The 12,172-nt window shown below is 69.9% G+C and carries 9 protein-coding genes; 3 read left to right on the forward strand and 6 right to left on the reverse strand.

Features of this window, described 5'->3' with window-relative positions:
- Positions 1-559 precede the first annotated feature (559 nt).
- The gene (locus ACFV9T_RS41800) at positions 560-1,681 is read right to left on the reverse strand and encodes a mechanosensitive ion channel family protein (RefSeq protein WP_385448923.1); all 1,122 of its coding nucleotides are present in this window, start codon (positions 1,679-1,681) and stop codon (positions 560-562) included.
- A 104-nt stretch (positions 1,682-1,785) separates the two neighbouring features.
- Here ACFV9T_RS41800 and ACFV9T_RS41805 point away from each other — a divergent pair, with 104 nt between their 5' ends.
- A complete protein-coding gene (locus ACFV9T_RS41805) occupies positions 1,786-2,367 on the forward strand; it encodes a dienelactone hydrolase family protein (protein ID WP_385448925.1) in 582 nt (193 codons plus the stop codon).
- A gap of 1 nt (position 2,368) precedes the next feature.
- On the opposite strand, the gene ACFV9T_RS41810 is transcribed toward ACFV9T_RS41805, so the two are convergent.
- The 4 genes from ACFV9T_RS41810 to ACFV9T_RS41825 form a co-directional block, all read right to left on the reverse strand.
- On the reverse strand, positions 2,369-4,015 hold the full coding sequence (locus ACFV9T_RS41810) for an alkaline phosphatase D family protein (RefSeq protein ID WP_385448928.1): 1,647 nt from the start codon (positions 4,013-4,015) through the stop codon (positions 2,369-2,371).
- 157 nt (positions 4,016-4,172) lie between these two features.
- Positions 4,173-5,003, reverse strand: a complete 831-nt coding sequence (locus ACFV9T_RS41815) for a thioredoxin domain-containing protein (protein ID WP_385448929.1) — start codon at positions 5,001-5,003, stop codon at positions 4,173-4,175.
- Positions 5,004-5,067: 64 nt separating this feature from the next.
- Positions 5,068-5,766 (reverse strand): hypothetical protein, encoded by a 699-nt coding sequence (locus ACFV9T_RS41820; protein WP_385448937.1) that lies wholly within the window; start codon positions 5,764-5,766, stop codon positions 5,068-5,070.
- 115 nt (positions 5,767-5,881) lie between these two features.
- Positions 5,882-7,207: a DUF2252 domain-containing protein gene (locus tag ACFV9T_RS41825; protein WP_385448931.1), complete on the reverse strand. Its 1,326-nt coding sequence runs from the start codon at positions 7,205-7,207 to the stop codon at positions 5,882-5,884.
- Positions 7,208-7,434: 227 nt separating this feature from the next.
- Between ACFV9T_RS41825 and dnaE the strand changes: the two genes are divergently transcribed.
- Entirely contained in the window at positions 7,435-10,980 is a 3,546-nt protein-coding gene (gene dnaE, locus ACFV9T_RS41830; RefSeq protein ID WP_385448933.1) for a DNA polymerase III subunit alpha, read from the forward strand.
- A 69-nt stretch (positions 10,981-11,049) separates the two neighbouring features.
- On the opposite strand, the gene ACFV9T_RS41835 is transcribed toward dnaE, so the two are convergent.
- The gene (locus ACFV9T_RS41835) at positions 11,050-11,217 is read right to left on the reverse strand and encodes a hypothetical protein (protein ID WP_385448934.1); all 168 of its coding nucleotides are present in this window, start codon (positions 11,215-11,217) and stop codon (positions 11,050-11,052) included.
- A gap of 257 nt (positions 11,218-11,474) precedes the next feature.
- Here ACFV9T_RS41835 and ACFV9T_RS41840 point away from each other — a divergent pair.
- On the forward strand, positions 11,475-12,172 hold a 698-nt coding region (locus tag ACFV9T_RS41840), incomplete at its 3' end, for an NYN domain-containing protein (RefSeq protein ID WP_385448936.1).

Here is a 12,172-nt window from a genome sequence, read left to right on the forward strand (position 1 = left end):
CGCCCTGGGGCTGCGCCCCGGATCCTGCCCTCGGGCTGTGCCCCTGGACCCCGCCTGGGGGTGTGCCCCGGACCCTGCCCGGGGCTGCGCCCCTAGACCCCGCCCTGGGGCTGCGCCCCGGATCCTGCCCTCGGGCTGTGCCCCTGGACCCCGCCCTGGGGCTGCGCCCCCGGTCCCTGCCTGGGGTTGCGCCCCCCGGCCCCCGCCCGGGGCTCTGCCTCGGGCTGCGCCCCCGGATCCTGCCCTCGGGCTGTGCTCCTGGAGCCTGCCTGGGGTTGTGCCCCTGGGACCCGCCTGGGGGTGCGCCTCGGATCCTGCCCTCGGGCTGTGCCCCTGGACCCTGCCCTGGGGGTGCGCCTCGGACCTGCCCTGGGGCTGCGCCCCCGGCCCCCGCCTGGGGGTGCGCCCTGGGCCCCGTCTGGGCTGTGCCCGGGACCCCGCTCGGGGTTGTGACCTGGCCCTGCCTGGGGTGCGCCCGGGAGCTCGCCGGGGCTCCGCCCCCGTGGCGGGGTCGTGCCTCTGTGCGTGGCTCGGGAGCGCGGCGTGATCTGGGGGGGGGCTAGCTCTTGCGGAAGCCGTTGTCGAAGCGGGCGAAGTGGTCCTCGTGTGGGGGGTCGGTGTGGGCGGGTTGGGTGGGGAGGTGGGGTTGGGGGGCGGGGGCTGTGGTGATGCGGGGGAGGGCGTATGGGTGCTGCTCGCGTAGCCAGGTGATCATCCGCTCGCGGACGTCGCACCGCACCGTCCACGCGTCGTCGGAGTCGCGCGCGGTCATCAGCGCGCGCACCACGATGGTGCTCGGGCTGGTGTCGGTGACGACCAGGCTCCAGTCCCGCCCGTCCCAGGCCCGCGACTCCTGCACGATCTCGCGCAGCTTCGTCCGCATCTCCTCGATCGGGGCGTGGTGGTCGAGGTGGAAGAGGACCGTGCCGGTCTTCTGGGCACCGCCGCGCGACCAGTTCTCGAACGGCTGGCTGGTGAAGTACGACACCGGCATGGTGATCCGGCGCTCGTCCCAGGTCCGCACGGACAGGAAGGTGAGGGTGATCTCCTCGACCGTGCCCCATTCGCCGTTGACCACCACCGTGTCGCCGATCCGCACCATGTCGCCGAAGGCGATCTGCAGCCCGGCGAAGAGGTTGCCCAGCGTCGACTGGGCGGCGACACCGGCGACGATGCCCAGGATTCCGGCGGACGCCAGCATCGACGTGCCGACGGCACGCATCGCGGGGAAGGTCAGCAGCATCGCCGACGCCGCCACCACCCCGACCACCGCGGCGACCACGCGCTGGATCAGGGTCACCTGGGTGCGCACCCGCCGCACCCGCGCCGCGTCGTGCGCGCTGGCGGCGTAGCGGGAGTACGAGGACTCCACGATGGCCCCGGAGCCGCGGATCACCAGCCAGGCGGTCGCCGCGATGAGTACCAGCGTGAGCAGTCGTCCGATCGCCGTGTGGTGGGTGGTGATGACCTCCGCGTTGATCGTCTCGTACGAGCCCCGCAGCAGCGCCGTGCACACCGTCACCTGGAGCGGCAGCCGACAGCCGCGCAGCAGGTCCCACAGCGGGGTCTCCGGGTGCCGGGCGTCGATGCGCCGCAACAGCCAGTCGGCTCCCCAGCCGATGAAGAGGGTGATGGCGAGGGAGCCGCCGATGACGATGAGCGGACGCAGCACGTCCTCCATGAAGATCTTCCTCGTCCTTCCGCCGGAGGTTCTCGGTTCCGCCTTCCCGGGCCTTACCTGGCACGATGGGCGAAGCGCGTTCCACCCACTAGGAAGTGACTACTGTGTCCCGTTCCCCGATCCTGCTCCTCCATTCCATGTACGGCCTGCGGCCCGCGGTGCACGCGGCGGCGGACCGGCTGCGTGCCGCGGGGCACGAGGTGCTCGTACCCGATCTGTACGAGGGGCGGACGGCGGACACCGCCGAGGAGGGCATGGCCCTCAAGGAGGAGATCGGCGGGGACGAGCTGCTGAAGCGGGCGGTGCGGGCGGCCGCGCCGGTCTCGGACCGGGGGCTGATCTACGCGGGCTTCTCGCTCGGCGGCTCGATCGCGCAGAACCTGGCGCTGGCCGACGAGAAGGCGCGCGGGCTGCTTCTGCTGCACGGGACCTCGGACATCGCGGACGACACGACGACCGACGAGCTGCCGGTGCAGCTGCACGTCGCCGACCCCGACCCGTTCGAGCCGCATGACTGGCTGAACGCCTGGTATCTGCGGATGGGGCGGATCGGGGCCGATGTGGAGGTCTTCCGGTATCCGGGGGCCGGGCATCTGTTCACCGACCCGGAGCTGCCGGACTACGAAGCGCAGGCCGCCGAGGCCACCTGGCGGGTGGCGCTCGGCTTCCTCGACGAGCTGGGATAGATCACACCGGCCGGTCGGCGCGCTCGACGCGCTGGGTGCCGGAGCGGGTGCGGTAGGACCGGGACCAGGACGCGGTGGCGTCGGGGTCGGTCTTGTCGGAGACGGCGTAGTAGTCCATCTGGGCCCGCTCGGCGGTGACGTCGAGCACGCCGTAGCCGTGCGCGTCCATGTCCAGCCACTTCACATGGCGGTTGGCGGCCCGGAGGGCGGCGGCCGCGGCCAGCGAGACGGTGTGCGCCGGTACGTGGAGCAGATCGTCCAGGTTGTCCGAGGTCACCGAGGTGACCACGAACTCGGTCGCGGCCGAGTCGGAGAGCGGATAGGTCGCGGCCTTCACCGGCACATCGTTGGCCCACGCCATATGGATGTCACCGGTGAGGAAGACGGTGTTGCCGATGGCGTTCTGGGTGAGGTGGGCGAGCAGTTCGCGCCGGTCGTCCGTATAGCCGTCCCACTGGTCGGTGTTGATCGCCAGACCCTCCTTGGGCAGCCCGAGGAGTTCGGCCAGCGGGGCGAGCAGTTCGGCGGAGAGCGAGCCGAAGGCGACCGGCGAGATCATCACCGAGTTGCCGACCAGCCGCCAGGCGGTGTCCGAGGCGGAGAGCCCGGACTTGAGCCAGTCGAGCTGGGCGCGCCCGGTGACCGTGCGCTCCGGGTCGTCCACCGCGCCGCTGCCCACGCCCGCCTGCTGGGAGCGGAACGAGCGCAGGTCGAGCAGGTGGAGGTCGGCGAGGGTGCCGTAGCGCAGCCGCCGGTAGGTGGTGCCCTCGGTGGAGGGGCGCACCGGCATCCACTCGAAGTACGCCTGCTTGGCGGCGGCCATCCGGGACGCCCAGGCGCCCTCGGTGCCGGGGGTGTGGTTCTCGGCCCCGCCCGACCAGGCGTCGTTGGCGAACTCGTGGTCGTCCCAGATGGCGATCACCGGGACCGCGGCGTGCAGCGCCTGGAGGTCGGCGTCGGTCTTGTATCTGCCGTGCCGGGTGCGGTAGTCGGCGAGGGTGGTGATCTCGTGGGTGGGGGCGTGCTGGCGGACGACGCTCTTCGCGTCGGGGTATTCGCCGCTCTGGTACTCGTAGATGTAGTCGCCCAGATGCAGGACCGCGTCCAGGTCGGCGCGGTCGGCGAGATGGCGGTATGGGGAGAACCAGCCCGCCTCCCAGTTGGCGCAGGAGACCACGCCGAAGCGGATCCCGTCGGGCGCGGCGCCGGCCGCCGGTGCGGTGCGGGTGCGCCCCACGGGGGAGTACGCGCCGCCGTCCGCGCGGAAGCGGTAGAAGTAGTCGGTGGCCGGGCGCAGTCCGCGCACATCGGCCTTGACGGTGTGGTCGGCCGAGGCGGTGGTCTTGGTGGTGCCGTGCGCCACGACCGTACGGAACTCCCGGTCCGTGGCGACCTCCCAGCCGGTCTCGACGGCCGGACCGAGCCCCGAACCGGGCACGGCGTCGGGGGCGGGGGTGACGCGCGTCCACAGCAGGACGCCGTCGGGCAGCGGATCGCCGGAGGCGACACCGTGCAGGAAGGCGGGGCCGGTGTCGGCGTGGGCGGCCGACTGGGCGGCCACTGGCAGCAGGGCGGCGGTGGCCGCTACGGCCGTGACGGCGCTGCGGCGGGATATGTGGTTTTTGGCGTCGGTCACGACCGACGACATTACTGGCAAGTAAGTCCGAAGGGCAGGGCTTCCGGGGGAAGTTCGCCCATGCGTCGCCGCGGGGTCACCGCCGGGTCGGCGGGCGTGCCCTCGGGGTGTTCCCGGGAGGGCGCGCCCGCGTGGACCCGGCGGCGGCGACCCGGTGGCGCGGCGGCGGTTACTTCTTCAGGTTCTGCTGGACGAGCGGGGTGAACTGGTCCGGCGTCATGGGCGGGTTCTTCTGGGGGGTCTCCAGCACCTTGCCGTTGAGCTTGAAGGCCGGGGTGCCGTCGACGTCCTTGGCCTCGTTGAACGACTTGGACATGGCCAGCGCCCACCGGTCGTAGGTGCCCTTCTTCACGGCCTTCTCGAAGGCCGCGTTGCCCTTCAGCTCCTTGACCTGCTGGGCGACGTCGATCAGCTTCTGGTCGTCGGCGAAGGCGTCGTCGGTCTCCTCGGGGTGGTTCTTCGGGGAGTAGAGCGCCGTCTTGTAGTCCAGGAAGGCCTGCGGGCTCACGTTGAGCGCCGCGCCGAGCGCGCTCAGGGCGTTCTTCGAGCCGGCGCCCGGCATCTGCTTGTTGTCGTCGAGGAAGGTGCCCATCGTGAACTGCGCCTTGTAGGTGCCGTCCTCGATGTCCTTGAGCACGGTCGGCCCGGTGAACTTCTCGAACTGGGCGCAGACCGGGCAGCGCATGTCCTCGTAGACGTGCAGGGTGTTCTTGGCCTTCTTGTCGCCGATGACCACCGTGGTGCCCTGGGCACCGCTGGTGTTGGCGGGCTTCGCCATCGTCTTCTTCTCGGCGGCCGTCCGCCACTTCTGGTTGACGTCATCGGTGTTGATGTTGGTGACGGCGTAGCCTATGCCGCCCGCTATCGCGAGGACCGCGAGGACCGCGCCGCCGACGAACAACTGGCGGCGCGTCCGCTCCTTCTTGGCCTGGCGCTCACGCTCGGCGCGCAGCCGCTCGCGCGCGGCCTGCTTGTTCTGGTGGCTGTTGCGGTTGCTCATGATGGATCGATCTCCGTCGTTCTGCGTCGGTCAAAGATGCGTACGTGGAAGAGAAACGCTGTGCTCAGGCGGCTGCTGAACAGGGCGGTCCACGACGCACGACGGAGTGCACCAGAAGGGGGAGCGCGGGGGCCGGGCGCGCCGGGCGCACCGGCAGCACGGCGGGCTCGCTGGGCCGCAGAGCCGCGGTGACGACCGCGGCGGCCAGCAGGAGGGGCCGGAAGGTGAAACCGGCGAGGGCCCCGAGCAGCCGCCCGAAGGCGGCCTCACCGCGCCGCAGCCAGGCCGAGGCGACCAGCCCGATGACGATGTGCACGGCGAGCAGCAGCCACGGGGTGGCGGAGCTGACGGTGGCGGACAGGGGAGTGCCGCCCCCCGGATGGGTGATCCCGGCCAGCGGGGTGCCCACGTCACCGCTGCGGCAGAGCAGGTCGACGCCGAGGGAGCGCAGGGGGCCGGCCACCGGGCCGCCGGACTGGCCGTAACAGGCGTCCTGGCCCGTGGTGAAGATCGTGTCGGCGGCCAGCTCCAGCGGGACCAGCAGCGCGGCGATGCCCCAGAAGCCCCGCTCCCGGCCCGCGAGCGCGTACGCGAGGGCGAAGACGGCCACCGCGACCACGGCGACCGTGGACAGCGGCAGCGGGACGCGGGAGAGCAGCACATGGGACGCCGAGGACAGGGTGACGCACAGCGCTGTGAAGAGCGCCGCGCGCAGGGCCCTCAGCCGGGGCCCGGTGCCGCCCGTGACGGCGGCGCTGCCCATCGCGTCCATAAGGTCGGATTGTGCCACGTTCGCCTGTAGGAGTGACATCAAGAGCGGCATCAGGGCCGTGGGGTGCCCGCCCGGCGGACACCCCGCTGCCGCCCCGCGGCCCTGCTCAGAGCCCCGGGATGCGGCCGTTGCGGAAGAGGTCCACGAAGATCTGGTGATCGGTGCGGGCCTGGGCGCCGTAGGTGTGGGCGAAGTCCACCAGCAGCTCCCCGAAGCCGTCCTCGTCGGCGGCGATCACCGCGTCGATGGCGCGCTCGGTGGAGAACGGCACCAGCGAGTGGCCGCTCTGGTCGTCGGCTGCGGCGTGCATGGTGGCCGTCGCCCGTCCGAGGTCCGCGACGACGGCCGCGATCTCGGCCGGGTCGTCGATGTCGCTCCAGTCCAGGTCCACCGCGTACGGCGACACCTCGGCGACCAGCTGCCCGGCCCCGTCCAGCTCGGTCCAGCCCAGCCACGGGTCGGCGTGCGCCTGGAGGGCGCGCTGCGAGATCACCGTGCGGTGGCCCTCGTGGTGGAAGTACGAACGGACCTGCTCGTCGGTGATGTGCCGGGAGACCGCCGGGGTCTGCGCCTGCTTCATGTAGATCACCACATCGTTCTCCAGGGCGTCGCTGTTGCCCTCCAGGAGGATGTTGTACGAGGGCAGCCCGGCGCTGCCGATGCCGATGCCCCGGCGGCCCACGACGTCCTTCACGCGGTAGGAGTCCGGACGCGCGAGACTGGACTCGGGAAGCGTTTCCAGATAGCCGTCGAAGGCGGCCAGCACCTTGTAGCGGGTCGCGGCGTCCAGCTCGATGGAGCCGCCGCCCGCCGAGAAGCGGCGCTCGAAGTCGCGGATCTCGGTCATCGAGTCGAGCAGCCCGAAGCGGGTCAGCGAGCGGGCGACGCGCAGCGCGTCCAGCAGCGGGCCCTCGGCCGTCTCCAGCGTGAAGGGCGGCACCTCGTCGTTCTTGGCGCCGGTGGCCAGCGCGTGGATCCGCTCGCGGTAGGCGGCGGCGTAGATGCGCACCAGCTCGGTGATCTTCTCGTCGCTGAGCGCCTTGGTGTAGCCGATGAGCGCGACGGAGGCGGCGAAGCGCTTGAGGTCCCAGGTGAAGGGGCCGACGTACGCCTCGTCGAAGTCGTTCACGTTGAAGACCAGACGCCCGTTGGCGTCCATGTAGCTGCCGAAGTTCTCGGCGTGGAGGTCACCGTGGATCCACACCCGGCTGGTGCGGTCGTCCAGGTACGGCCCCCCGGCGCGCTCGCGCTCCACGTCGGAGTAGAACAGGCACGCCGTGCCCCGGTAGAAGGCGAACGCCGAGGCGGCCATCTTCCGGAATTTCACGCGGAAGGCGGCCGGGTCGGCGGCGAGCAGCTCGCCGAAGGCGGTGTCGAAGACGGCGAGGATGTGCTCGCCGCGCTGTTCCGCCTGGGTCTGCTGGGTCGACATCGCGTAGCGCCTCCTGGGGCATGGGGATTACGGCGTGGTGACTCATACGACAGGGTGTTTTTCATCCCGTCCGACGTACATTCCGACGTGCGTGACGGGCTGGAGGATCCCGAGAGGATCACCGTCTGAGGCTACTCGCCCGCGCCCGTCCGCTGTCAGTCCGGAGGGGTAACCTTCGGTCCTGTCCCACCCAGCTGTCATCGACCGTTCGCCGGAGGTCTGCCACCGTGACCAAGCCGCCCTTCACGCACCTGCATGTCCACACCCAGTACTCGCTGCTGGACGGTGCGGCGCGGCTCAAGGACATGTTCAACGCCTGCAACGAGATGGGCATGACGCACATCGCCATGACCGACCATGGCAACCTCCACGGTGCGTATGACTTCTACCAGCAGGCGACGGGAGCCGGGGTCACCCCGATCATCGGCATCGAGGCGTATGTCGCGCCGGAGTCGCGGCGCTACAAGCGACGGGTCCAGTGGGGTCAGCCGCACCAGAAGCGCGATGACGTCTCCGGTTCCGGTGGTTACACCCACAAGACGATCTGGGCGGCGAACAAGACCGGTCTGCACAACCTGTTCCGGCTCTCCTCCGACGCCTATATGGAGGGTTACTTCGTCAAGTGGCCCCGGATGGACAAGGAGACCATCGCCCAGTGGTCCGAAGGGCTGATCGCCTCCACCGGCTGCCCGTCGGGTGAGCTGCAGACCAAGCTGCGGCTCGGCCAGTTCGACGAGGCGGTGAAGGCGGCCTCCGAGTACCAGGACATCTTCGGCAAGGACCGCTATTTCCTGGAGCTGATGGACCACGGCATCGAGATCGAGCGCCGGGTCCGGGACGGGCTGCTGGAGGTCGGCAAGAAGCTGGGCATCCCGCCGCTGGTCACCAACGACTCGCACTACACCTACTCCCGCGAGTCCGTGGCGCACGACGCGCTGCTGTGCGTCCAGACCGGCAAGAACCTCTCCGACCCGGACCGCTTCCGCTTCGACGGCACCGGCTACTACCTGAAGTCCACGGAGGAGATGTACGCCATCGACTCCTCGGACGCCTGGCAGGAGGGCTGCCGCAACACCCTCCTGGTCGCCGAGCAGATCGACGCCTCGGGCTGGTTCGAGAAGCGCGACCTGATGCCGCGCTTCGACGTGCCCGAGGGGTACACGGAGGTCACCTGGTTCCAGGAGGAGGTCCGCAAGGGGATGGCCCAGCGCTTCCCCGGCGGCGTCCCCGAGGACCGGGAGAAGCTCGCCCAGTACGAGATGGACGTCATCATCCAGATGGGGTTCCCGGGGTACTTCCTCGTGGTCGCCGACTTCATCATGTGGGCCAAGAACAACGGCATCGCGGTGGGCCCGGGCCGAGGCTCCGCGGCCGGTTCGATCGTCTCGTACGCGCTGGGCATCACCGACCTCGACCCGGTCGAGCACGGGCTGATCTTCGAGCGGTTCCTCAACCCCGAGCGCGTCTCCATGCCCGATGTCGACATCGACTTCGACGAGCGTCGGCGCGGTGAGGTCATCCGGTACGTCACCGAGAAGTACGGCGCCGACAAGGTCGCCCAGATCGGCACGTACGGCACGATTAAGGCCAAGAACGCGATCAAGGACTCGGCCCGTGTGCTCGGCTACCCGTACGCGATGGGTGACCGCATCACCAAGGCCATGCCCGCCGACGTCCTCGGCAAGGGCATCCCGCTCTCCGGCATCACCGACGAGAAGCACCCCCGCTACAGCGAGGCGGGCGAGGTGCGCGGGATGTACGACAACGAGCCGGACGTGAAGAAGGTCATCGATACCGCGCGCGGTATCGAGGGCCTGGTCCGTCAGATGGGCGTGCACGCCGCGGGCGTGATCATGTCCAGCGAGACGGTGACCGACCACGTCCCGGTGTTCTCGCCGAAGAACGACGGCCAGGTCGTGACCCAGTGGGACTACCCCACCTGTGAGTCGCTGGGCCTGCTGAAGATGGACTTCCTGGGCCTGCGCAACCTCACCATCATGGATGACGCGGTCAAGATGGTCCGCGCCAACAAGGGCGTCGACCTCAAGATGCTCGACCTCACCCTGGACGACCCCAAGACCTTCGAACTGCTCTGCCGCGGCGACACCCTCGGCGTCTTCCAGTTCGACGGCGGCCCCATGCGGTCCCTGCTGCGCATGATGAAGCCCGACCACTTCGAGGACATTTCCGCCGTCTCGGCCCTCTACCGGCCGGGCCCGATGGGCATGAACTCGCACATCAACTACGCCCTGCGGAAGAACGGGCAGCAGGACATCACCCCGATCCACCCCGAGCTGGAGGAGCCCCTCAAGGAGGTCCTCGGCATCACCTACGGCCTCATCGTGTACCAGGAGCAGGTGCAGAAGGCCGCCCAGGTGCTCGCGGGGTACTCGCTCGGACAGGCCGACCTGCTGCGCCGGGCGATGGGCAAGAAGAAGCAGGAGGTCCTGGACAAGGAGTTCGTGCCCTTCCAGAAGGGCTGCCGGGAGCGCGGCTACTCCGACGAGGCCATCCAGGCCGTGTGGGACGTGCTGGTCCCGTTCGCCGGATACGCGTTCAACAAGGCGCACTCCTCCGCGTACGGCCTGGTCACCTACTGGACCGCGTACCTCAAGGCCAACTACCCCGCCGAGTACATGGCGGCGCTGCTCACCTCGGTCCGTGACGACAAGGACAAGTCGGCGGTCTACCTCAACGAGTGCCGCCGCATGGGCATCAAGGTGCTCACTCCGAACGTCAACGAGTCCGAGGCCAACTTCACCGCTCAGGGTGACGATGTGATCCTCTTCGGCCTGACGGCGGTCCGTAACGTCGGTCAGAACGTGGTGGACGCGATCATCCGCGGCCGCAAGTCCAAGGGGAAGTACAGCTCGTTCCCCGACTACCTGGACAAGGTCGAGGCGGTCGTCTGCAACAAGCGCACCACGGAATCGCTCATCAAGGCGGGTTCCTTCGACGAGATGGGCCACACCCGCAAGGGCCTCACCGCGCACTACGAAACGATGATCGACAACGTGGTGGCGGTGAAGCGCAAGGAGGCCGAGGGGCAGTTCGACCTCTTCGGCGGCATGGGCGGCGAGAGCGGAGACGGGGAGGCACCGGGCTTCGGGCTCGACATCGAGTTCTCCGACATCGAGTGGGACAAGACGTATCTGCTCGCCCAGGAGCGCGAGATGCTCGGCCTCTACGTCTCCGACCACCCGCTCTTCGGCATCGAGCACATCCTCAACGACAAGGCCGACGCCGCGATCTCCCAGCTCACCGGCGGTGAGCACGCGGACGGCGCGATCGTCACCATCGGCGGCATCATCTCCGGCCTGCAGCGCAAGATGACCAAGCAGGGCAACGCCTGGGCCATCGCGACCGTCGAGGACCTGGCCGGGTCCATCGAGTGCATGTTCTTTCCGGCCACGTATCAGCTGGTCTCCACCCAGCTCATCGAGGACGCCGTCGTCTTCGTCAAGGGCCGTCTCGACAAGCGCGAGGACATTCCGCGGCTGGTCGCCATGGAGCTGATGGTCCCCGACCTGTCCGACGCGGGCACCAACGCCCCCGTGACGATCACCATTCCGACCGTCAAGGTCACCCCGCCGCTGATCGAGAAGCTGGGCGAGGTGCTGACCCACCACCGAGGCTCCACCGAGGTACGGATCAAGCTGCAAGGGGCGCGCAAGACCACCGTGCTGCGGCTCGACCGGCACCGGGTCACCCCTGACCCGGCGCTCTTCGGCGACCTCAAGGTGCTGCTGGGAGCCTCCTGCCTGGCGGGCTGAGCACCCGGTGAACAACTGAGGGGCGCGCCCGCCTGCCGGGCGCGCCCCTCAATCGCTCATGGGCGGCGGTCAGTTGTGGCCGAAACTCTTCTGGCGGCCCTTGCGCGCCGTCGACGGGGACCCCTCCGACGGCATCTGCTGGGACTGCGCTTCCCTCGGGGGCTGCTGCGTCTGGTCGGCCTGACCGCGGTTCTGCTGTTGCTGCTGCTTGCGATCGCGGTTCTTGTTCTTACCCATGGTGGTGTGCCTCCAGTTGGGATCAGCCCCCGGGAAGAAACAGTGACACGCCTTGGTGACCCGTGCATTTCGGGCAATTACCGTGAGTGAGAAGGGCGGTCTTGCCGAGGAGACCGTATCCGCCACGCCGGTGATCCAGTTCGGACTGATAACCCCCGTACGGTCGGGCAGACTCGAAGGGAGGACGAAGAAGAGATCCGGGGCACGGCTGTGTCGGGGGGCGACCGACGACTGGACTTCAGGAAAGAGGGTGGAACGTGGACCGCTGCGTCGTCCTGGTGGACGCCGGCTATCTGCTGGGCGCCGCCGCGAGCCTGCTGGCCGGGGAGCCCGCCCGCTCCCGTATCTCCGTCGATCACGCGACCCTGATCCAGGGGCTGCGGGAGCGCGCCGAGGCCGAGACCGAGCGCCCGCTGCTCCGCATCTACTGGTTCGACGGCGCCCCCGACCGCGTACCGCAGCCCGAACACCGGCGGCTGCGCGTGATGCCCCGCGTCACCGTCCGGCTCGGCGCGCTGACCCGCAGCGACGGCCGCTGGGCGCAGAAGGGCGTGGACGCCGCCATGCACGCCGAGCTGACCGAGCTGGCCCGCAACCGCGCCTGCTCCGACATCGTGCTGGTCACCGGAGACGGCGATCTGCTGCCCGGGCTGATGTCCGCCAAGGAGCACGGCGTCGCCGTCCACCTGTGGGCGGTCCAGGCCGCCGACGGCGACTACAACCAGTCCGAGGACCTGGTCGCCGAGGCCGACGAGCGGCGCGTCCTGGACCGGGCGTGGATCACCGGGGCGGTGCGCGCCAAGGAGCTTCCCGGGCCCTGCGCCCCCACCACCGAGCCGCGCCCCGAGATCGCCGCCATCCTCGCCGCCCCGCTGCCGGAGACCGCGGCGGCGGCCGCCGCCGCGGCAGCGGCGGGCAGCGAGGCGCCCGCCGGGCGCAACGGCGCGGCGCGGCC

This window comes from Streptomyces sp. NPDC059850 (assembly GCF_042731515.1).
Lineage (GTDB): Bacteria > Actinomycetota > Actinomycetes > Streptomycetales > Streptomycetaceae > Streptomyces.